The following is a 22,749-nucleotide window of genomic DNA, read 5'->3' on the forward strand; positions in this document are numbered from 1 at the left end:
AATGAGATTAATGTTTGCGATGGTGTTTATTATGTTTATGCTTATGCTTGTTATTTTGGAACTTGTGGCGAGGTTTGTTATTGTTATTATTCCCTCTCAATTCCTGATGAGAACTCAATACCGCTGATTCATCCATTTTTAACTCACCTCCCGATAATTCCTGAAGATTTTTAAAAATGACATCATCAGTTATCGAATCTTTATTCCAGTTGAGGTAAGACTTTTTTAGATGATTGGCTATGTGACGAGTTAATTCATCCTTCTCCGGACCATCCTTCAATTTTTTAGCTTGCTCAATGATTTTTTCGATGGATTTTCCATAATGTTTATAACGGATTTTTCCGCTAGGATAGGTTAACCGTTCCGGCTTTTCTTTAAAGGTTTCAGGTGATGGTTTCGGATAAGGCGAGTCCACATCCAATTTAAATTCTGAAATAATAAAAAGATGATCCCATAATTTGTGCGTAAAGTCCGCTACATCACGCAAATGCGGATTTAACTGCCCCATTACCTGAATAATTGCGCGAGCACACAAATTTCTTTCATCACGGTCTTTAAGGGTACAGCAATATTCTATCATTCCCTGAATATTTCTACCATATTCGGGGATAATCATTTTGGGCTGTTGGGTGTTGTATTCCATAGTAGTTTCAAAGTATAAATATAGCTAAAATAAGGGTAGGATTTAAAGTTTTAAACTATTTATTAACCAATCGCATGTTTATTACCTGATTTTTTATTTTTACGTCATAAACCATTAAAAAATTACAATTATGTTTGATTTAAAAGTAGCGGTGACGAATATTGCAGCGCGTTGGAACTACAAAGTAGACGAAGTTTCTCCTGGGGTATACAGAATGGATGTAGCCATTAAAATGAAAGATGGAACTTTCCGTTACCAGTTTGTGTACGTTTGGATAATTCAAGGACGTTATTTCGGTAAGGACGTAGTGTATATGAACAGCCGCTGCGGTGAATTCACGCAAAATTTAAATTTATACAAATTATTAAAAGAAGGTGGTTATGGTACTTATTCTGCTGTAACTGTAACAACAGATAAGCGTGCCGATGGCTCTCCGTGTGAGACAGTTATCGTTCAAGCTGTTCAGCCGATTGAGTTTACCAATGAAGCGATTCTAAATGAGGTAATTTATGACGTGGCGTTTAACGCGGATGCGATTGAATCACTTTATTTTGGCGGCGACAAAAACTAAGAATCAAAAAATAAATCTTATATTTAGCCCTCTTTAAAAACATACTTTATGTCAGTTCTCGTAAATAAAAATTCTAAAATCATTGTTCAAGGTTTTACCGGTGGCGAAGGAACTTTCCACGCTACACAAATGATTGAATATGGTACTAACGTTGTGGGCGGAGTAACGCCGGGCAAAGGCGGTACTAAACATTTGGATCGCCCGGTATTTAACACAGTTGCCGATGCGGTAAAAAACACCGGTGCGGATGTATCTATCATTTTTGTTCCTGCGGCATTTGCTGCTGATGCAATTATGGAGGCTGCTGATGCCGGTATCAAAGTAATTATTTGTATTACTGAAGGTATTCCTGTGAAGGACATGATTTACACGAAAGAATATTTGAAAGGTAAAGATTGCCGTTTAATTGGCCCTAACTGTCCCGGTGTTATCACTGCAGGAGAAGCGAAGGTTGGAATTATGCCGGGCTTTGTTTTCAAAAAAGGCAAAATCGGAATTGTTTCTAAATCAGGTACTTTAACTTACGAAGCTGCTGATCAAGTGGCAAAAGCAGGCTTAGGCGTAACAACAGCTATTGGAATTGGTGGCGACCCTATCATTGGAACTACCACAAAAGAAGCGGTTGAATTATTAATGAATGACCCTGAAACAGAAGGTATCATTATGATTGGAGAAATCGGTGGTACTTATGAAGCGGATGCGGCACGTTGGATTAAAGCCAATGGCAATAAAAAACCTGTTGTAGGTTTTATTGCCGGACAAACTGCGCCTAAAGGTCGTACTATGGGACATGCCGGTGCAATTGTAGGTGGTAAAGATGATACAGCACAAGCTAAAATGGCCATCATGAAAGAGTGTGGATTACACGTTTGTGAATCACCTGCCGAAATTGGTAAAACAATGGCAAAAGTGTTAGGTAAAGTAGTCGCTTAATTCTTTTACATAAAAAATATAAAAAGTCGCAAGAAAAAACTTGCGACTTTTTTATTTCCATTCAATTCTAATCAATTGATTTTTTATTGAAGATAATGTATCCGAAATGGAAGAAAAACGAGAAGCTGTTTTCGTTTTTATCGTAGTAGTTCACACCAACACTAAGTGGGCCAACCGGTGTGTTGTATACCAATGCAAACGTACCAATGAAATTACGATACAATAATGGTAAGGAATATTGCGCGGTTTGCTTCGGTGTTGAAGTAATGGTATTAATTGGTTGAAACAAATAACCCTCCAGCCTGATATCGAAATTTTTAATCGGAGTAGTAACGGTTTTAAGCCCTCCGGCAACGTATTGATGCGCGCGATAAGCAGGAATGAATAAAGTTTGACTTTCCAATGTTGGGTTAAAAGCAGGAGCCGATAAAATACTGGAAGTGTAATTTGTAAAAAAGGTTTGGGTTGAATAAACACCCTCCGCAAACACGCCAATTTTAAAGCGTTTAATAGTTCTGATATAACTATCAAAAGTTAATTTTAGCGTTAACCATTGATGATGCGGATAGTTAATCGATTTTAATGAATCGATGGATGTAGTACCCGGATAATAACTCTCAGAACCGCTTACATATTTCGCTTTAAAACACAAACGAGTTCCATCCGTTGCGTATTGTTTTCTATTCAGTGTATTGAGTTCGTATGAGAATTGTCCGAATGCAAAACCGAAATACGAAGCATCTGCGGTATCCAATTTGGTGAAATTTTCGGTTTGGTAATATTTTGTTCCCCATTCGGCAACCCCTCCTGAAATAATAGCGGTTGACATATTTCCGAGCGGAAAACCAACATTCAGCTCACCAAAAACATCTTCCTGTAACAAATACGCCGGTTTCAAAAAATCATAAAACAAAGCACTGCTTCGATAATAATCCCAACGCGAATAAGTAACGGTAGGCTCGATGTAAAAAGGAACTTTACCCGGAAAATCAAAACGTAATTTTCCGTGTCCGCTACTGTGAAGTTTTCCGTAATAGCCATTCGCATAGGCTGTAAAACCAATATTACCCAAATAATTGTACTGAGCTGCTAAAAAAGCCTCGCTTATCGGACGGTTAGAAACATTTCCACCTATATCCAGGTAAAAACTTTTCTCTCGTTTTGCCAGTAATTTTAACTTATAATAGCCGCTTGGTAAATCTTTTTCCGCAATGGGATAAACTGATTTGATTTTATCATCACTTGTTAGCCTGAAGTACTGTTTCTTCAGCTGTGATAATGAAAAGGGTCTGTTTTTATGAATAATACTTTTACGGATGAAATTTTGCGCTGGCTTCTTAACTCCTGAAATTTCTACCTGATTAAAAATTATATCGTCGGGTACAGATGCTGCTTTAAAGCGCTTTCTATTCCTCTCCAATTCTTCCGCATTAATCGTTCTTTCTACATGTTGTTTAATTTGAGGAAGCATGCGTAAAGTACTCACGTATCCGCTATCAATTAAACGGTCAATCTCATCAAAACTAAATGTATTGACATTACTCCAGGGTTCAATTAAAATTCCATTTTCACAAATAGGATCAAAATTGGTTTGCTTCATCAATAGGTGTCGTAGTTGAAGATATAGATTATCATCATCCGGATGCGCTGTTCGCTCTGCCACCGAAGAACCAATGATAAAATCAGGATAGAATTCGTCGTACATCACATCCGTCGGAAAATTATTATACAATCCTCCATCAAACAACAATTTTCCGTCGAGTTCAATAGGACGCAAATAAAAAGGATAACTCATGCTGGCTCTCACAGAGCTTGATAAATCTCCATCTTTAAACACAATTGTTTTCTTATTCTCAACGTCTGAGGCAATACATCGAAAAGGCACCAATAAGCTGTCAAAATTATTTTTTGCTAAGGCATTTGCTCCAGAAAAAGCTTCCATCAAATAAAAATCAATGGGCACTGAATTAATGACATTCGTTGGAAGGTTGTTAATCAAATTCGTATTCAAAGAAAGTTTTAACCTAATCCATGAAGCATTTTCACCATTTTTCTTGAAATGATAATTGTATTTGGCCGGCATTTCGCCCTGCGTGACTTGTGAAAAAAATTCACTTTTAACTAATTGCTCCATTTCGGCCGGACTATAACCCGCCGCATAATAAGCTCCAATTAAACTACCAATAGAAGTACCTGTAATATAATCAATCGGAATATTATTCTCTTCAAGAGCCTTAATTACACCAATATGAGCAATTCCACTTGATCCACCACCACTTAACACCAAGCCCACTTTTTGTGGAAACATTTTGGAGAATAGAATCAATGCCAGAAAAAAGCAGAAATATTTAGGATTTTTAGTCAAAAACTAGTTTGCTCAAAGTTAAACTTTATCTAAAAACAGTTTTAAATCATAAATATATTTATTTATTTAGCAGTTTGTTCTAAAACAGGAATTTGTGTTAAAATTTATAGCCAAGAAGGTATTTTACGGTATAGTGGTTCTTTTAGGGGTAATTACCACCGTTTTCTTCTTGTTTAATGTTTTGCCCGGCGACCCAGCTTCCATTATGTTAGGGCAGCGTGCGAATAAAGAAGCGGTTGAAGCCATTCACCGTGATTTAGGGACCAACCTGCCTATTATGGAGCAATATGCCCTGTACCTTAACGACTTATTCGTAGTTTCTTTCCACGATTTCAAGGATACAGAAAGTCATTGGTACCTTAATCCTCAAAAATACAGTTGGATTCCTCTGTTTCAGGTAAGTGAATCGAAAGTAATAGTTCTTAAAATCCCTTTTTTACGTCGTTCATACATCACTAAAAGACCTGTCTCGGATATTATCATTGAGACCTTACCTGAAACTGCCGTTTTAGCTTTTACATCCATTGTCATTGCATCTATCATTGGGGTGTTTTTAGGTATTGTAGCCGCCGTAAAACGTAATACTTTTTACGATAAGCTATCCTTGGTTTTATCTGTTTTAGGAATGGCCGCACCTTCCTTCTTTGTAGGATTAATTATTGCCTGGTTATTTGGTTACGTTTTAACGGAATATACAGGTTTATCCCCTACCGGAAGTTTATATGATATAGATGTTTGGAACGGTGAAGTGCTTGAATTAAAAAACTTAATCCTGCCTTCTATCACCTTAGGTATTCGTCCGCTTGCCATTGTTGTTCAATTAATGCGCAGCTCCTTATTGGATGTTATGTCGCAAGATTACATTCGTACAGCTAAAGCTAAAGGTTTGAGTTTTTACGCTATAATTCTCAAACATGCGCTAAAGAATGCATTGAACCCTGTAGTAACAGCTATTTCAGGTTGGTTTGCAGGATTAATGGCAGGTGCGGTGTTTGTTGAATTTATTTTCAGTTGGAAAGGTATCGGCTACGAAGTTTTTGAAGCTCTAACTAAAAATGATTTACCGGTTGTGATGGGTGCCACTTTAATTTTTGCAACCATATTCGTATTCATAAATATTTTAGTGGATATCGCTTATGGCATCCTCGACCCACGTGTAAGATTTAAATAAACTCATGGGCAGAAACAAAATTATTGCTGGGAATTGGAAAATGAATAAAAACCTGAGTGAAGCCGTATCGCTCGCACAGGAAATAATTCATTCTTCTCCTGAAAACAATAGCCTAAAAATTATCTTCCCGCCTTTCCCGTTTATACAATCTGTCAATGAAATTTTAAAAAACAAAAAAGGATTTTTTGTCGGTGCACAAAATTGCAGTGAACACAATGCCGGAGCATATACCGGGGAAGTGTCCGCCTCTATGCTTAATTCTTTAGGTTGCTCTTACGTATTAATTGGTCATTCAGAGAGAAGACAATATTATAACGAAACAAATGTCTTGTGCTCTAAAAAAATAGTGCAGGCACTCAACAATAATATTAAACCGGTTTATTGCGTAGGTGAAACACTTCAACAACGAAAAAGCAACACTCACTTCGAAATTGTAAAGTCGCAAATTACTGAAGCTTTAAGTAGTTTAAATTCCGATCAAATTAAACAAGTAGTTATCGCTTATGAACCTGTTTGGGCTATTGGAACCGGCGAAACCGCCACACCACAACAAGCCCAGGAAATGCACGCTTTTATTCGTACGTGTATGAAGGATTTATTTGATTCGTCTGTTTCCGATAACTCCATCCTACTTTATGGCGGCAGTTGCAACGCAAGCAATGCAAAGGATTTATTCTCTTGTGAAGATATTGATGGTGGTTTAATTGGCGGTGCTTCCCTTAAGGCTGAAGATTTCTGCAAAATTATCGCGTCTGCTTAATGCATTATTTTCAATATAATTTTACTGTTACGCCTCCTGAACCCGGATCCGATATTCTCATTGCTTTATTAGCGGATTACGGCTTTGAAAGTTTTGAAACCAATGAAAGCGGATTTGTCGCTTATATACCTGAAGCAGAAAACGCGACTCTCGATTTATCGGATTTAGCTTTCGATGATTTTTCCTATTCTTTCGAATCAAAAAAAATAGAGCAAGTGAACTGGAATGAAGAATGGGAAAAAAATTTCAATCCGGTTATTGTCACCGAAGACTGTGTTATTCGTGCTCCTTTTCATCACTTAGAAAATCAACCAAAATACGATATCATTATTATGCCAAAGATGAGTTTTGGCACAGGTCATCACGATACCACCTGGTTAATGAGTAAAAACATGCTGGATTTCGATTTTAAAAACAAGTACGTGTTTGATATGGGTTGTGGTACAGGTGTGTTGGCGATTCTTGCTCAAAAACTTGGTGCCACTCAAATTGTGGGGAATGATATCGATGATTGGTCGGTTGAAAACGCGCTCGAAAATTGCAGCAACAATAATTGCAAAGACATTAAGATAGTTAAAGGCGATAATGATTTGTTTTCGAAGCACAACGCTTACGACATTGTTCTAGCCAATATCAATAAAAATGTACTTAAATCTTATATTCCTAAAATTGCGCTTACCATAAAATCCGGTGGATTTCTTTTTCTAAGCGGCTTTTTCAAAACCGATTGCGACGAATTAATAGCCTTAGCCTCAAACCATTTGTTAAGCTTACACAAACAAGAACATAAAAACGAGTGGGCTGTTGTGATTCTAAAGAAACAATAATCGTTCTTAACAACCTGCCTTCATTGTTTGATAAAAAAGATTAAAATTGTGTGTCACGAACAAATCTTACTGTAAATTTGTTCTTTATTCTAATCATTAATTGCCCCATTTCTTATGTCAGATTCTAACATTTTAAGATGCCTTATTATAGGTTCAGGTCCTGCAGGCTATACTGCCGGAATTTACGCTGCCCGTGCTGATTTAAAACCGGTAATGTACACCGGCATGCAACCGGGTGGACAATTAACAACAACTACAGAAGTAGAAAACTTTCCGGGCTATCCTAACGGAACACATGGTCCGGAAATGATGGAAGATTTTAAAAAGCAAGCTGAGCGTTTTGGTACAGACATTCGCTTTGGCTATGTAAATAAAGTTGATTTTAGCGGTCCGGTGCACAAAGTATGGGTGGATGAAACAACCGAATTGCAAGCTCACACTGTAATCATTGCTACAGGTGCATCCGCAAAATGGTTAGGCCTGCCAAACGAACAACGCTTAAACGGATTTGGTGTTTCTGCATGTGCGGTGTGCGACGGATTTTTCTTTAAAGGACAAGACGTAGCCATTGTTGGTGCCGGAGATACTGCTGCTGAAGAGGCAACTTATTTAGCAAAGCTCTGTAAAAAAGTATACATGATTGTTCGTAAAGGAGAAATGCGCGCTAGTAAAGCCATGCAAGCACGTGTACTTAACACACCAAACATTGAAGTGTTATTTAACTCTGAAACGGAAGATATTTTAGGCGAAAAAGGTGTAAGCGGAGCACGTATTAAAAACACCAAAACCGGTGAAACACGCCAGTTAGATGTAACAGGTTTCTTTGTGGCTATTGGTCATCATCCGAACACCGACATTTTTAAAGAGTGGTTAGACTTAGATGAGCAAGGTTATATTAAAACAATTCCGGGTACAAGTAAAACGAATATAAAAGGTGTATTCGCTGTTGGTGATGCTCAAGATAAAGTATATCGTCAGGCGGTTACGGCTGCCGGAAGCGGTTGCATGGGTGCGCTGGATGCGGAAAGATATTTAGCAGACATGGGCATTCACTAAAAACCAGCATGGTTTTTGCTGATACAAAGTAAATGAGGCATATTATTATCATATCAAGTTTGATTTTAAGCAGTGTTTGCTCTGCTCAACGTTTTGCTGATCAGGTGCCTCAATTAAAACGCTACACCCAGGATGACGCATTTGATCCAAATGGCGGAATTAAAATGTATAATCGCTTAATTCCAACAATTGGCGGTGATTCTATTCGCTACAACAAAGCAGGCTATAATTTACAAGGCTGGCAGGAAGATTATTATTCGAGTGGAAAAATATTACACAAAGGATTTTATGTGGACGGGCAAATAAAAGTTTTTAAAAATTTCTATGAAGACGGACAAATTGAACGTAGTTTTATTAATTCCGATCCGGCCCGTTCCTCCTTTGACATTTATTATCCTAACGGAAAAGTTCAGAAACAAATTCTTTATTATAACGGACAACCGCAAAACGAATACACGTATTTTCAAAACGGAAGTCCGGAAAGTATTGTAGAAAAAGACAAGGAAGTTCAATATATTTTTAAGCGAAAATATTATTATGAGAATGGATTTCCTGCCAGTGAACTTACACTCATTGATAAGAAAATTAAGAAGTACGAAGCCAAAGAATATTACGAAAACGGAAAGTTAAAAGAAGAAGGTTTTTTATTGTACAAACCAGACACCAAACAATACATCAAAGAAGGTGAATGGACTTATTACGATGAAAAAGGCGAAGCGGTGAAGAAGGAAAGCTTCAAAAACACGCTCACAAAACCTTAACCATTCTTTTCCTTCATCGATTTAGTTACTGTAAACATAAATATTCTCAGAAGTATTTTCCCTTTAGCCTTGCTTTCCTTGATTCTTACACTATATTAGTGGTGAGTAATCACGATGAAAGTTTTCTCCAACAATATTTCACTTATTACAATCTATTTTAGTTGTCTTCTAAACTCATCTTTAATTGCTCAGAATCTTATTCCAAATCCGAGTTTTGAAACAGCAGGTTGGGCACAAGCTAACAGCGGTAGTGCCGATTGGCTAACCGGACCCACCAATGTTTTTGGCGCGGAAAATGCAAGAACGGGCACACGTTATATGGGAGAATCCATGGGACGATCTCCTGCCGGTGGCGCAACCGATTTCAGAGAGTACATCAAGAACTCCTTAACAACACCACTAATTCCGGGAAACACATACGAATGCTCTATTTGGGTTTCCTTATCTGAAAATTATGGTTCTTATGCTTGCAATCAAATTGGTTTTGTTACCACAGTTGCTAATCCTTACTATGCATTTAGCAATGCACCTATTCCACTTACTCCCGTATACGCAACACCAAGTGTTATGACTAATAAAACAGGATGGTCGCAGGTATTCGGAACATTTGTGGCTACTTCAGCTGATGCCTGGGTAATTATTGGCAACTTCAATACACAAGCTACAACCACCTGGCAATATGTTGGTCCAGCATCAAGTTTTTACTATGGATATTATTTTATGGACGATGCGTGTTTAGGTCCGCCGGGCGCATGCGGAATTGTTTTACCCGTAGAATTATTATCGTTTTCAGGAAAAGCTGAAAACAGAAAAGTGGAATTGGATTGGAAAACAGCGGCTGAACTTCAATGTAAACACTTTGTAATTGAGAGAAGCACGGACGGAAAAACGTTTGAAGAATTAGGTCGCGTTAACGGAAATGGCACCACTCAAACAGAACATACTTATTCCTTTACAGATAATTTCCCTGTTTACGGGAAAACAAGTTACTACCGCTTACATCAATTTGATAATAATGGTAAATCGCATTATTCAACCATGGTTGCCATAGAACCAAAAGGAGAAATGAATGTTTATATCAATGTATATCCGGTGCCTGCCAATAATGAATTAAACATTGAATTCAATTCAGATAATAAAGTTTGCAATTTAATTATCATGAATTCTGCCGGAATTGTAGTTTACAATCAAAACTTCGACTGTTACCAAAATATTAAATTAAACAATCTCGCAGCAGGAAATTACATTGCTGTGTTAAATACATCTGAAGGAAAAACGATTAGCCGAAAATTCATAGTATTCGAATAAAGAATTTATTTCAATTCTATTTTACTTCGTCGGCCTTTTTAATCTTGAAACAACACTCTGACGTACTTGTCTCGGTGAGTGCGTAGTATTGAACTTTATACTTCTTTCCAACCAATTCGGTCTTGGTTAAATTAAGATTATTGGTGTTAATTGGATAAGCCGGTTTATTAAAAAATGACTCTTCCAATTTTAAACTATCCTGTTTGTTATAATAAAAAATGCGCTTACCATTACTTGCATTAACAAAATGTATTTGCGTTTCTTCACTGGCAGGATCAAAAATAGCCGACACGTATTCCAGCTCTTCTGTTTTCGGACTTTGCAAGCTTTGAGCCGACAAATTTTTGTTGCCTAGAACAACAAGAATTGATAGTGTAAGAATTTTTTTCATTGAATAAGCTATAATCAAATATATGAAAAATAACGAATGATTGATAGAAAATAAACGGAGCAAATATTTTTAACATGTTATTAAATACACTCAGCATATCAATAATAATTTTTGAACTTTGCGCCGCCAACCATGCTGCGTACATTTACCATAATCTTTTTTTTGTTTACGAAATTAATCGCGCAAACCGGCCTCGACGATGTAATTTCATCTTGGAAGACCGACAAAGCCTTAATTAATGGCACACATTCCTTCTGCGTCATGGATGCAAAAGAAGGAACAGTTTTAAAAGAATTAAACGCTCATACATCTGTCATTCCCGCGAGCACATTAAAAGTAATAACCACCTCAGCTGCGCTGGGTATTTTAGGGAAATATTACCGCTACGAAACAAAAATATATTTCACCGGAAGTTTTGATAAAAACACAGGAATATTAAATGGTGATATCATCATTAAAGGTTCCGGCGATCCTACCTTAAACTCCGAACATTTTAAATCAAAAAAAGACAGTAACGAAATCACCGATAAATGGGTTGAAGTTCTTATTAAAAAAGGATTGAAGGAACTGAATGGTAAAATCATTGCTGATGCTTCCTGTTTCGAACAACACATTCCGGCTAATTGGATTTGGGGCGACATTACCAATTATTTTGGAGCAGCACCATGCGGACTCTCCTTCAACGATAACTTATATGGAATAATATTCAAAAGTGGAGAAGCAGGAACCAAAGCAAGCATTAAAGAAATCAAACCCAATTACACCACCATTCAATTAGAACACATTGCCAATGTCAAAGCTGCAGGTAAAGAAGATGAAGCTTATGTTACCGGTGACCCTTTCGGAAATAAACGCATTATCAGTGGAACCATTCCTCCTAACAAAGCGGCGTTAGAAGTGCGCGCCACTCTCCCCGACCCTGCTCTTTTATGCGCCGAGTTTTTACAACAATCACTTAACAAAGCAGGCATTAAAACACCGACACTTTGCGCCTACAGTAATTACGATGCGGAAAATGAAGTTTTGAAGAAAGAAAAAAATCTCATGCACACCCATTATTCTTCAGCGCTTGAAAAAATCGTTTTTTACACAAATCTCTATAGTAATAATTTGTTCTGCGAAACCCTTTTGAAAACCATTGGCAAAGGAAGCTCCTATACAGGTATTGAGAAAACAAAAGAATATTGGAAACAAAAAGGTTTGAATGTGGATGAGTTATTTATGGTAGACGGCAACGGACTTTCACGCGCAAATACGGTAACAACCCATCTTGAAACAAGCTTACTACAAAAAATGTATTCGGACAGTATCAATTTCAAACCCTTTTACAACTCACTTCCGCAAGCCGGATTTAGCGGCAGTATGCGACAAGTTGGTAAAGGAACATTCATAGAAAAGAACATGCGTGCCAAAACGGGTTATATTAACCGTGCCCGCGGTTATTGCGGCTATGTGAAGACCAAAGCAGGCAAAGACCTTTGTTTTTCAGTCCTCTTCAACAATTACAATTGCAGTCCAAAGGATATGAAGCTCAAAATTGAGCAGTTTTTAATTGCGTTGGCTGAGCTATAATTGCTATTTTTGTATAGCATGGCAAATGTTGTCACCATTATTAAAAAAGGCTGGAGTTTTTTAACCGAAAAACTTTGGATCATCCGTTTAGATAAATTAAGTAAGCGTCAGGGCTTTTTAGTAAAACAACTCCGTATTTTTTCCTTATCTATTCAAGGCTTTAACGAAGACAAATGTTTAATTAAAGCCACCGCGCTTACTTTCTATACATTATTTTCCATTGTACCAATTGTAGCGCTTATTTTCGCCATTGGTAAAGGCTTTGGTTTTGATCAAACACTAAAGCAGCAAATGTTGCAAGATTATAACGAGTACTCCACCATTTTAAATAATGTGTTTGTTTATGCAGATTCGCTTTTGCAAACTACCAGTGGTGGAATCATCGCGGGATTTGGAACTGTATTGTTATTGTGGAGTATCATTTCGCTTTTAATGAATATTGAAAACAGCTTCAATGATATTTGGGAAATTCAAACAGGCAGAACCTGGTACCGTAAGATCACCGATTACTTAACAATCATGTTGGTTTCTCCAATTTTTTTAATTCTCTCCGGAAGTTTAACAGTAATGATTCAAAGCAATGCTGATACATTACTTTTTTCCGGCGCAACCGCCATCGTATTAAAGCTCGTAGCGTTTTTAATGTTAGCCGGCGTATTTACCTTTATTTACATGGTGCTTCCAAATACGCGCGTTACATTTAAGTCAGCTTTTTCTGCAGCCTTAATTGCCACTGTTTTATTTGAACTATTAGAATGGGCTTACATTACTTTTCAGATCGGCGCTTCTAACTACAACAAAATTTATGGAAGTTTCGCTGCTTTACCTTTATTTTTAATTTGGGTACAGTATAGTTGGTACATTGTTTTATTTGGAGCTGAAATCGCTTTCGCGAATCAAAATGTGGACCATTATGAGTTGGAAAATGAAATTAAAAACATAAGTGTGCGCTATAAACGCGTAATGGCTTTAATTATTTGCAACAGAGTGGTGAAAAATTTCGCAGAAGGAAATCAACCTTACACATCGATACAAATTGCAAATGACTTGGATTTACCGGTAAGATTAGCCAGAAATGTAATTAATGAATTGGTTGAAACAAAAGTTTTGGCAGAAGTAAAAACCGAGAACGATAAAGAAATCGCTTATCAACCGGCTATTTCAGATTCTAAACTCACCATAAAATTCATTATGGATCGTTTGGATGAAAAGGGTGTTAACTCCTTACCAATAACTGACCAAAAAGAATTAGAAATAATTAACCGTTTGTTGGTTGATTTAGATAATGTAATGGATAATCCTAAGGGAAATTTACCGGTGAAAGACATTGTGTAATGAAGTCGGTTAAAGCAATAATTATTTTATCTCTCTTAATTTTCTTCAGCGGAAAAAATCTTGCGCAAACAGATACCGTAAAAGTGGAAAAGAAAAAAACGGTTTCTACATACCGCCGTGCTCGAACCGCTTCCATCATGAGTGCTGTTTTACCCGGTGCCGGACAAGTTTACAATAAAAAGTATTGGAAAGTTCCTATCATCTATGCCGGACTCGGCGGTTTTGGTTATTTATTTTATGTCAATCAGGAAAGATTTTCTTACTACAGCAAAAATTTAAAAGCAGAATACGACGATGATGCTTCAACTATTAATGAAACCGGTTACAGCGGAACGCAATTACAAACTTTAAAGGCAGATTATCGCAAAACGCGTGATTTGGGACTAATTGGTTGTGCTGTATTTTATGCTTTAAATATTTTAGACGCGAACGTGGACGCGCACTTAACCACTTTTGATGTAAGCGATGATTTGAGTTTGCAAATTAAACCTTACAGCAATTTTTATTCATTCAATAACAACAGCGGTATCCAAAACGGAATCGCCATACATTTAAACTTCAAGTAATATGCGTATTGTTTTATTAGGCTATGGAAAAATGGGCAAAGAGATAGAAAAAATTGCCCTCGACAGAAAACATGAAATCGTTTTAAAAGTTGACGAAACGAATGCCAATACCATTACCAAAGAAGATTTAAAAAAGGGAGATGTTGCCATTGAATTTAGCACACCTCACACCGTAGTCAATAATATTTATAAATGTTTAGATGCACAATTACCCATCGTAGTTGGAACAACAGGGTGGTACGAGCAATTTGAAAAAATAAAAAGTGATTGCGCTACTAAAAAAAGTTCTCTGTTTTACGCCACTAACTTTAGTATCGGAGTTAACTTATTTTTTAAAGTGAATAAATACTTAGCGGAGCTGATGAACAACTACCCTGACTATAATGTGAGCATGGAAGAAATTCATCATATCCACAAATTAGATAAACCTAGCGGAACTGCTATCACCTTAGCAGAGCAAATCATTCAGAAGATTGACCGCAAAACAGGATGGAGCATCGACCAACAAAATCCGGATACTTTATTTATTAAAGACATCCGCGAAGGTGAGGTTCCGGGAACGCACATCATTAAATATTCCTCAGTAATTGATGATATTGAAATCATGCATAAGGCACATAACCGCAAAGGCTTTGCCTTAGGCGCCGTACTAGCTGCCGAATTTATGCACAATAAGAAAGAAGGGATTTACACGATGAGTGATTTGATTTAGGATTCTTTTCCCCGCTGATGACGCGGATTTACGCAGAGAGCAACCTAACTCTTCCTACACAAATAAATCATTTCTCCAGCCGGTAAGCGATAACGATCTACTAAATCGGCGCCGATTGTATTCACAAAATCATCCACCGTTACATTAAATCCGGCTGCAGCCAATTTATCTTTATAATCCAATCCGAATAAACGCACGTGATCTTTTTGCCAGTAATGCAATTCGCGATCAGCTTCACTGGTAATACTTTTATCTTCGTAAGTGGTTGCTCTGGTCGTATCCAAAGGAACCTGAAAAATACCCCATCCTCCCGGCTTCATGATGCGGTGTAGCTCACGCATACAACGATCCGCATCCTCTACATGTTCCAAAACATGATTACAAAAAATAACATCAAAAGTGTTATCCTGAAAAGGCGCATTGTGTAAATCGAAATGTATGTCTGCTATTGGTGAGTTATAATCACCGGTTGTATAATCCAAATTCGGCATGGCGCGGAATAACTTATAAAAACATTGCTCCGGCGCAATATGAAGGACTTTGTGTTTAGAAGTAAAGAAATCAGTCTTTTGTTTTAGATACAACCATAATAAGCGGTGACGCTCTAAAGACAAACTACCCGGACAAAGTACGTTTTTACGTTTGGCACGACCCGAATAACCATAAGGTAAAAATTTACGATAGGTCTTACCGCTAATAGGATCTTCGTAACGTGTTCCATAATATAACAATGGCGCTATTTTACTAAACAGCAAGCTAAATTGAATTAATATGGGGCGTGGAATAACCCTTAATAAAAAGTGAAACATACAGGTGCAAAAATAGGGTTTATTCGGCTTAAATAACCAAAAAAACAGCCTAAATTGTTACATTTGCAGAGTTATGAGCAAAGTACAAGCTAAAGCAAAAACAACAGTAAAAAAGCCGAGCGACACTATCAGTAAGTTGGAAAACTGGTTTACCGTAAACAGCAAGAAAACTTTTTACACCTTAAGTTCCTTATGTTTATTGTTCTCCCTCATGTTTTTTAATGCCCGCATCAGCGAGGCGCATGACGATGCTTTGTATCTTGAAGCCGGCTGGCGTTTTGTGAATGAATTCCCAAATTATTTTTACACGCAAAATGCCCCGCTCTATCCTTTGTTCCTTGCCTTACTCACTAAGTTATTCGGATTAAAACTTATTCTCTTTAAACTTTTTTCAGTTGCCTTTAACTTCTTCGGATTTGTTTTCTTCTATAAAGCCTTTGAAAAACGTTTGCCATACGCGGTGTTTATTCCGGTTGCTGTATTCGTAGCCATCAACCATTTAATCATGTATTACGCCAGCATGACTTTTACGGAGGCGTTTTACTTTTTCTTACAAGGCTTGTTTTTCTTTTATGCAACTAAAACCGTAGAAACCGTTCAGAAAGAAAACGTAAACATGAATACCCAATGGAAACTTTGGTTAATGTTGGGCTTAAGTATGTTTTTAATGAGTACCGCGAAAAGTGCGGCGGTAGTTGTTGTTCCTGCTATCGTTTTATATTTCTTCCTGGAGAAAAACTACAAAGCCTTAGGTTTCTCTATTGCATCATATCTTATTTTCAAAATTGCTTACGAAGGCATTGTAAGAATTATCTGGGGTGCGCAAAATCAATTTAAAGGACAAAGCCGCATCTTAATGCAGAAAGATCCCTATGATAAATCATTAGGTGATGAAGATGTTTCAGGATTTATTCAGCGCTTTTTTGACAACAGTGAATTATACTTATCAAAACGTTTCTTTCAAATTATCGGATGGCGTGATGAAGCATCATTGGAAGTTTATGGTCTATTAGCTTTTCTAGTGATTACAGTTACTTTACTGGGTTTGTGGATGGTGTTTAAACAAAAGAATAAACCTTTGTTTCTGTTTGGTTTATTTACAGGCGCGCAATTAGTTCTCTCTTTTGTGATATTACAAGCCAGATGGGATCAACCACGTATTGTATTAGTGTGTATGCCTATCATGTTATTACTCATCTTTAACTTATTCTACAATTACACCCACAAAATGAGCATGGGCAAATTAATTTACATTGCCATTACTGTTTTAATTATTGGTTCTGTGTTTTTATCAAGCGTAAAACGTGGTATGCCAAATATTCCGATTGTACAGAAGAATTTAAAAGGCGATAAATATTTTGGTTATTCACCTGATTGGGTAAACTATTTACGTTGCAGCGAATGGTGTGCCGACAGTTTAAAGAAAGAAGACCTGGTAGCTTGCCGTAAAGCGCCAATGAGTTTCGTGTATGGAAAGGGTAAGAAGTTCTTCCCTATTTACAGTGTCATTAAAAAAGATTCTTTAACACAGCAATCGCATCCTGACAGCGCCTTGGCTTATTTTGCGTCACAAAATGTAACGCATATTATGGTGGCAAGCTTGCGAATTGATCCGAGCAAAAATACCGGACAAATCATTAATACGGTTCACAACATTGTACAGCCTATCATGCAAAAATATCCGGATAAGCTTAGACTTATTCATACAGAAGGTGTAGCAGAACAATGCTATTTGTTTGAGATAAAGAAGTAATTAATTCAATAAATCTCGTATTTTTGTAGCCCTTAATCAGGAGACTTGTCCGAGTGGTTGAAGGAGCACGCCTGGAAAGTGTGTATACGCCAAAAGCGTATCGAGAGTTCGAATCTCTCAGTCTCCGCTGAATAAATCAAATTATGTCCCGCCAAAGCGGGACTTTTTGTTTTCCGGAAAGACCGTAAAGCTTGCTTTTAAGGTCTTGTAGGAAAATAAAAATCAGCGTAGCGGATAATTTGATTTTGACTTCCGGTGAATAAGAGATCATTTTAATAATCTCTTATTCACCGCTGATAAATGAAAACCCGCTTTTAGCGGGTTTTTTAGTTTGAATGCGTTGCAAATTCATTTGCATTAGCATGAGAACTAAAAAACCTGATTTGCGTAGCAAATATGGTTTTCATTATGACTCTCGGTTATGAGAGATCAACGAAGTTAATCTGATCGTGACAATAAATTATTCTTATTAAATTGCACTTATAATATTTCCTTGATTCAAAATATGTCAGAAATCAAAATCATAAAAGCGTTAACTAATGATGTAATGCAATTACAAAAAATCGGACGTGAAACTTTTATAGAAACATTCTCAGAAGAAAATACCGAAGAGAATATGAAAAAATATTTGGAGGAAGGTTTTTCTGCAGAAAAAATGCAGACTGAACTTCAAAACATCCATTCTGAATTTTATTTCGCGGAACAAGACAAACAAATAATCGGCTATCTGAAAATAAATTTTGGTTCCTCACAAACAGAATTGAAAGACACCAATGCTTTAGAGATTGAACGCATTTATGTTCTAAAAGAATTTCATGGTAAAAAGATTGGTCAACTACTCTACCAAAAGGCACTTGATATAGCACATCAAAAAAAGATGAAGTATGTTTGGTTAGGGGTATGGGAAAAGAACCTGAGAGCCATTAGTTTTTATAAGAAAAACGGGTTTTTTGAGTTCGATAAACATATTTTCGTTCTCGGTAACGACAAACAAACCGATATTATGATGAAACTGGAATTAAATTATTAAAAGAAAAATTTCAGGCTATTTCTCGCCCCATCTATAGGTTTTCTGCTCAATGCCTGCCAAATCCAGAACTCTGTCGACTACCGTTGCAGCCAGCTCTTCAAAATTGGTAGGATTTGAATAAAACGATGGTGAAGCCGGACAAATAATTCCGCCTGCTTCGGTAACGGTTTTCATGTTACTGATATGAATAAGACTTAAAGGTGTATCGCGCATTACCAAAATTAATTTTCGTCGCTCCTTTAATACAACATCTGCGGCGCGTGTGATTAAATCGTTACTGATTCCTGAAGCAATACGCGCCATCGTTCCCATGCTGCAAGGCACTACAATCATTACCGTATATTTTGCCGAACCGGATGCGAAAGGCGCGTTAAAATCATTCTTTGAATAAAAAGTAAATGGATACTTGTCAAAATCATTTTGCTTTAACTCATGTTTCCAAACTTCCTTCGCGTTATCACTCATTACCACGCCAACAGCTTCTAATTGCTCTTTGTGTTTAGCTAATTTATCTAACAACACTTTGGCATAAATACTACCGCTAGCGCCGGTAATGGCGACTACTATTTTAATTTTGGGCTGACTCACTTTTCTTCTTTGGCGTTATTTTATAAGTAAACAACATTTGTAACACATTGTTGTAATATCCCTTATTGAAAGTTCTTGCTAATATATTATTGTAATAAGGCGCGAAGTTTCCTCCAAACGGACGTGTCGTCATAAAGGAGTTACTGCATCTTAACTCAAAGGCGAGCTTGGGCATTATATTCATACCCATCCCAACATTGACACTGTAATCATATTTTTGAAAAGGAAACATACCAGTTAGGCTACCTATTTCACTTTCTTCAACATAATTAATAAGATAGGCAAAAGCTCCTCCGATGGTTAAAAAAACTCTTTTGGTATTGTACTTTAACATCAATGGAACTTCTACATAATTTAAGTTCACATAATAAAAACGATAATCAAATTTTTCAGGGTTTTGGTTCCTGCGTGAGCCTTTTTGAATAAATGTAATTCCAAAATCGGCATCCAATACTTTATTTAATTTGGCTTCAATCAGCAAACCACCCATAAATCCCAATTTATTATAGCCCGCGTAATTATCGCCATGAATTTGGCTGGCCGTTAAGCCCAAAGCCGGCATCAAAGCAAATTTTTGCTCCTGCGCCTTTAAGGCTGAAAAGGCTATACAAAGGAAAAATATGAGGGTTCTGGCTTTCAAAAAAATCTGATAATCACTCAAATTTACGACTTTTTAAACTTTTTTTTTAAATTAGATTAAACCTTCAACAGTTCCTATCGTCAAAAGTTCAAATTCGTTAAAACACAAATAAAATATACGTTATGAAAACAAGAAAATTAGTATTTGGATTAACAGCCTTTATTTTAGCAGGATCGCTAACATTAACGAGCTGTAAGAAAAAACAAAAAGAGGAAGAAGAAGAACCAGATACCGAACAAGGTACCATTAGCGACAATAACTTAGCTGAAAGCTTCATGAATGATGTGGCAGCTATGGGTTCTCAGGCTTCTGAAAACACTACCCTTACTACCTACAAACAAGGCTTTAATGGCGTTGTTTCTGTTCCGATGGAGCTAAACAGTTTAATGGCTGCAGCTTGCGCTACTTTGAGCTTTAACACAGGAGCAAAGACATTTACTGTTGATTTTGGTTCAGGATGTTTATGTGCTGATAACAGAACGCGTTCAGGTCAATTGTATTTTGATTATTCAATGTCTACAAATACTATAACGCCGATTTACTACCGCACACCGGGCTTTAAAATGTCTGTTACCTCTAACAATTACGTGGTAGATAATTATACCGTTACCATTTCAAATAAAACCATTGAAAATACTACACCGATGAGTATTCCAACCGGTACAAATCCGGGTACTAATTTAACCTGGAGCGTTAGTGCAAATGTGAGTATTGCTAAACCTAGCAACGGAGGTACTGTAACCTGGAATTGTTCACGTACAAAGGAATTATTAAATACTAATGATCCAAATTGCTATAAAGGTCAGGCCTTCCCTATCGACTGGACAAAAGCTAAAGTTCGCTTAAATGGTAGTGCGAGCGGCATGACTGCAGGTGGTGAAAATTACACAGCTACAATTACTAACCTGGTTCGTGATTTCGGTGGATGTAAAATTGGAAACATGTACCCTTTCATTTCAGGAAATTTAGATTTCACGCCTGGAACCCGTCCTACCCGTTACATCAATTACGGTTCAGGAAGCTGTGATAGAAACGCTACAGTAACCATTAAAGGCATCACTTACTCTTTCAATTTCTAATTTTCATTATTAAATAAATAATAAGCCCCGAGGTTTTTACTCGGGGCTTTTTTTATTGCTTCACTAATTTTTGAGAGCCGTAAACCTCTTTATCCGAGAATATCTTCAAGAAATAAATCCCCGAAGGAAGTGGATTCAAGGTAAATGAAAAGCGTTGCTTGCCCGGTTTAATGTATTCACTTAATAAAGTTTTCATTTCTTTACCCTGCACATCGAACAATTTGAAATGAATGGTCTCCGCATTTTTGTTTTCAAACTCAACGCTAATTAAATTCTCAAATGGATTTGGAAATACAGACGCATTCTCGTTTTCTTTTACTTCATTTATTCCGGTGATGGCATTCAATCCAATCTCAGCAATCCAGGTAGCATGTCTTCTTGCAGAAGTACCAACTAATTGTCCGTAATAACCACTCATCCACACCTTCCCTGTTTCGTTATATTTTCTTTGTGAACCTGAATAATCGCCCCAGCGTTCAAGCGTGGCTGATAATACATCGACATACGTTGTGCCGTTTTTGATTCCAAATACGGCCGAATAATTTCCGGCAGCATCCGATTTCATGGCCGAACATCCTGCACTAACGGTTGGCGCACAATGGTTGAAGCTAATAATGGATGTGTGATCGGTAGATGATGAACCTACATAAGAAATATTCGGGTAACCAAAATCCATTACCGGATGTCCCAGAATATTTCCTGTAACCGTTGGCGTAGTTGTTGCATAACCATCAATCACGCCATGATATACGGCACAAAAATTGGTAGCGGGGTCTTTTGTATTATGTACATATTGAATTTTATTATTTTCGATAAACGCTCCTAACACCCTGGCATCATTGGTTGCAAATAAATGTGGAAGTGTTTGACGCGCATCCGGTGGCATTGAATAAGGAACGCTCGCGTTTGTTAACTTAACCGTAAGTGTTTGACCGGGTGCATTAGCTGTATCTGAAATATCGATGACAAAAACAGAATCGCAGTTAACACCAAAATTCTTATTACTCAAAAAATATTGTTGCGGACCATATAAAGTACTTCCGCCTTTAACAGGACAAATATTTCGAATATTATTTCCGGCATATTGAATGTTATTATGCAATTGTGTAGTTAAAGGTTGTCCGGCATAACCATTGGCTTTGTTTATTTGCCAAATAACGGTTTCATTGAAACTGGTTTGCCATGTACCACCCGGATTTAAAAGATTAATAGTTAGAAATAATTCCTTTTGCGAAAACGAAATCATAGGGTAATCCGACCATAAATTATTATTGAAAGGATTGCCCGGAATCATGTAAAAATTCCAGTTACCTTTTGGATCGTTTGTTTGAGAGAAAGCCACAACTATTGTACTCGTTGCAGGCGTGAAACCGTTTAAAAACACCAATGCAAATCTATCTGCAATTGGATCATAGGCTACTTTAGGATCGAAAGCTTGCGAAAAAGTTCCTAAGGGTGTTGAGAAAGCAGAAAGGGAAACTACCCCTTTTGAAGAATCTACCACACAATCGTGAAAATAAATAAGTGTATTAGAAACAGAAACGATTTTACAATTGTTAGAAACAGCGATATCATTGTCATTAGGCGTTGAATTACCAAAAGGATTTCCCAAGAAATTCTTTCCTAAAAAAATCGGACTCAAGGTACCGCTGGGTGAAGCAATTTTTGAATTCGATGGTGCATTTAAATTCATTTTCGATTTATCAGGAATACCTCCCGGCACAGGTTTTTCGATGCATTGAAGAGCCGTAAAATAATCTTCCTTTACATCAGAAAAATTGATGGTTGCCTTTTTAGGGATAATAAAATTAGTGCTATGACTTTGTGCTGATAATCCAACAGGAAATAAAAACAAAGCCAAATAGTAAATCGCTTTCAT

The 22,749-nt window shown here is 37.0% G+C and carries 22 protein-coding genes and 1 tRNA gene; 16 read left to right on the plus strand and 7 right to left on the minus strand.

From position 1 onward, the window contains the following. Positions 1 to 7: 7 nt before the first annotated feature. Positions 8 to 643: a DUF4290 domain-containing protein gene (locus J0L69_10540; GenBank protein MBN8693626.1), complete on the minus strand. Its 636-nt coding sequence runs from the start codon at positions 641 to 643 to the stop codon at positions 8 to 10. 130 nt (positions 644 to 773) lie between these two features. Here J0L69_10540 and J0L69_10545 point away from each other — a divergent pair, with 130 nt between their 5' ends. Together J0L69_10545 and sucD are read left to right on the plus strand one after the other, a co-directional pair. Continuing rightward, positions 774 to 1,214, plus strand: coding sequence for a hypothetical protein (locus tag J0L69_10545; GenBank protein ID MBN8693627.1), 441 nt, complete (start codon positions 774 to 776; stop codon positions 1,212 to 1,214). 48 nt (positions 1,215 to 1,262) lie between these two features. Continuing rightward, entirely contained in the window at positions 1,263 to 2,147 is an 885-nt protein-coding gene (gene sucD / locus J0L69_10550) for a succinate--CoA ligase subunit alpha (GenBank protein MBN8693628.1), read from the plus strand. A 67-nt stretch (positions 2,148 to 2,214) separates the two neighbouring features. Here the strand turns inward: sucD and J0L69_10555 are convergent, their stop codons facing one another. Further along, positions 2,215 to 4,455 (minus strand): patatin-like phospholipase family protein, encoded by a 2,241-nt coding sequence (locus J0L69_10555; protein MBN8693629.1) that lies wholly within the window; start codon positions 4,453 to 4,455, stop codon positions 2,215 to 2,217. A 151-nt stretch (positions 4,456 to 4,606) separates the two neighbouring features. Between J0L69_10555 and J0L69_10560 the strand changes: the two genes are divergently transcribed. The 6 genes from J0L69_10560 (at position 4,607) to J0L69_10585 (ending at position 10,395) form a co-directional block, all read left to right on the plus strand. After that, positions 4,607 to 5,683, plus strand: coding sequence for an ABC transporter permease (locus J0L69_10560; GenBank protein MBN8693630.1), 1,077 nt, complete (start codon positions 4,607 to 4,609; stop codon positions 5,681 to 5,683). 4 nt (positions 5,684 to 5,687) lie between these two features. Continuing rightward, complete coding sequence (locus J0L69_10565; protein MBN8693631.1) at positions 5,688 to 6,443, plus strand: triose-phosphate isomerase; 756 nt, start codon at positions 5,688 to 5,690, stop codon at positions 6,441 to 6,443. Further along, on the plus strand, positions 6,443 to 7,270 hold the full coding sequence (prmA, locus tag J0L69_10570; GenBank protein ID MBN8693632.1) for a 50S ribosomal protein L11 methyltransferase: 828 nt from the start codon (positions 6,443 to 6,445) through the stop codon (positions 7,268 to 7,270). The genes J0L69_10565 and prmA overlap by 1 nt, the downstream gene beginning before the upstream one ends. A gap of 114 nt (positions 7,271 to 7,384) precedes the next feature. Then, positions 7,385 to 8,326, plus strand: coding sequence for a thioredoxin-disulfide reductase (trxB, locus tag J0L69_10575; protein ID MBN8693633.1), 942 nt, complete (start codon positions 7,385 to 7,387; stop codon positions 8,324 to 8,326). Between the two features lie 32 nt (positions 8,327 to 8,358). Next, positions 8,359 to 9,087, plus strand: a complete 729-nt coding sequence (locus J0L69_10580) for a hypothetical protein (protein ID MBN8693634.1) — start codon at positions 8,359 to 8,361, stop codon at positions 9,085 to 9,087. 114 nt (positions 9,088 to 9,201) lie between these two features. Further along, on the plus strand, positions 9,202 to 10,395 hold the full coding sequence (locus J0L69_10585) for a T9SS type A sorting domain-containing protein (protein ID MBN8693635.1): 1,194 nt from the start codon (positions 9,202 to 9,204) through the stop codon (positions 10,393 to 10,395). A 16-nt stretch (positions 10,396 to 10,411) separates the two neighbouring features. Here the strand turns inward: J0L69_10585 and J0L69_10590 are convergent, their stop codons facing one another. Next, on the minus strand, positions 10,412 to 10,786 hold the full coding sequence (locus J0L69_10590) for a hypothetical protein (protein ID MBN8693636.1): 375 nt from the start codon (positions 10,784 to 10,786) through the stop codon (positions 10,412 to 10,414). A gap of 162 nt (positions 10,787 to 10,948) precedes the next feature. Between J0L69_10590 and dacB the strand changes: the two genes are divergently transcribed. From dacB to dapB, 4 genes are read left to right on the plus strand one after another with little or no spacing between them, the layout of a single operon-like run. Then, the gene (dacB, locus tag J0L69_10595; GenBank protein ID MBN8693637.1) at positions 10,949 to 12,358 is read left to right on the plus strand and encodes a D-alanyl-D-alanine carboxypeptidase/D-alanyl-D-alanine-endopeptidase; all 1,410 of its coding nucleotides are present in this window, start codon (positions 10,949 to 10,951) and stop codon (positions 12,356 to 12,358) included. A gap of 18 nt (positions 12,359 to 12,376) precedes the next feature. Continuing rightward, entirely contained in the window at positions 12,377 to 13,693 is a 1,317-nt protein-coding gene (locus J0L69_10600) for a YihY/virulence factor BrkB family protein (protein ID MBN8693638.1), read from the plus strand. Then, positions 13,693 to 14,259: a hypothetical protein gene (locus J0L69_10605; protein ID MBN8693639.1), complete on the plus strand. Its 567-nt coding sequence runs from the start codon at positions 13,693 to 13,695 to the stop codon at positions 14,257 to 14,259. The genes J0L69_10600 and J0L69_10605 overlap by 1 nt, the downstream gene beginning before the upstream one ends. A 1-nt stretch (position 14,260) precedes the next feature. Beyond that, positions 14,261 to 14,971 (plus strand): 4-hydroxy-tetrahydrodipicolinate reductase, encoded by a 711-nt coding sequence (gene dapB / locus J0L69_10610; GenBank protein ID MBN8693640.1) that lies wholly within the window; start codon positions 14,261 to 14,263, stop codon positions 14,969 to 14,971. 44 nt (positions 14,972 to 15,015) lie between these two features. Here the strand turns inward: dapB and J0L69_10615 are convergent, their stop codons facing one another. Then, positions 15,016 to 15,780, minus strand: coding sequence for a class I SAM-dependent methyltransferase (locus tag J0L69_10615; GenBank protein MBN8693641.1), 765 nt, complete (start codon positions 15,778 to 15,780; stop codon positions 15,016 to 15,018). Between the two features lie 73 nt (positions 15,781 to 15,853). Here J0L69_10615 and J0L69_10620 point away from each other — a divergent pair, with 73 nt between their 5' ends. From J0L69_10620 to J0L69_10630, 3 genes are all read left to right on the plus strand, one after another. Then, positions 15,854 to 17,533: a hypothetical protein gene (locus J0L69_10620; GenBank protein MBN8693642.1), complete on the plus strand. Its 1,680-nt coding sequence runs from the start codon at positions 15,854 to 15,856 to the stop codon at positions 17,531 to 17,533. A gap of 39 nt (positions 17,534 to 17,572) precedes the next feature. Continuing rightward, positions 17,573 to 17,660 (plus strand) — tRNA-Ser (locus tag J0L69_10625). Positions 17,661 to 18,038: 378 nt separating this feature from the next. Then, positions 18,039 to 18,563, plus strand: coding sequence for a GNAT family N-acetyltransferase (locus J0L69_10630; protein ID MBN8693643.1), 525 nt, complete (start codon positions 18,039 to 18,041; stop codon positions 18,561 to 18,563). Positions 18,564 to 18,578: 15 nt separating this feature from the next. On the opposite strand, the gene J0L69_10635 is transcribed toward J0L69_10630, so the two are convergent. Beyond that, positions 18,579 to 19,151 carry a UbiX family flavin prenyltransferase gene (locus J0L69_10635; protein ID MBN8693644.1) on the minus strand — a complete coding sequence of 191 codons (573 nt, stop codon included), beginning with the start codon at positions 19,149 to 19,151 and terminating at the stop codon, positions 18,579 to 18,581. Further along, complete coding sequence (locus J0L69_10640; GenBank protein ID MBN8693645.1) at positions 19,132 to 19,791, minus strand: PorT family protein; 660 nt, start codon at positions 19,789 to 19,791, stop codon at positions 19,132 to 19,134. Before J0L69_10640 ends, J0L69_10635 begins: the two co-directional genes overlap by 20 nt. Positions 19,792 to 19,913: 122 nt before the next feature. On the opposite strand from J0L69_10640, the gene J0L69_10645 reads away from it, so the two are divergent. Beyond that, positions 19,914 to 20,870 carry a hypothetical protein gene (locus J0L69_10645; GenBank protein MBN8693646.1) on the plus strand — a complete coding sequence of 319 codons (957 nt, stop codon included), beginning with the start codon at positions 19,914 to 19,916 and terminating at the stop codon, positions 20,868 to 20,870. Between the two features lie 52 nt (positions 20,871 to 20,922). On the opposite strand, the gene J0L69_10650 is transcribed toward J0L69_10645, so the two are convergent. Further along, positions 20,923 to 22,749 (minus strand): T9SS type A sorting domain-containing protein, encoded by a 1,827-nt coding sequence (locus tag J0L69_10650; protein ID MBN8693647.1) that lies wholly within the window; start codon positions 22,747 to 22,749, stop codon positions 20,923 to 20,925.

Source organism: Bacteroidota bacterium, from assembly GCA_017303905.1.
In the GTDB taxonomy this organism is placed as follows: Bacteria; Bacteroidota; Bacteroidia; order B-17B0; family Aurantibacillaceae; genus JAHEYG01.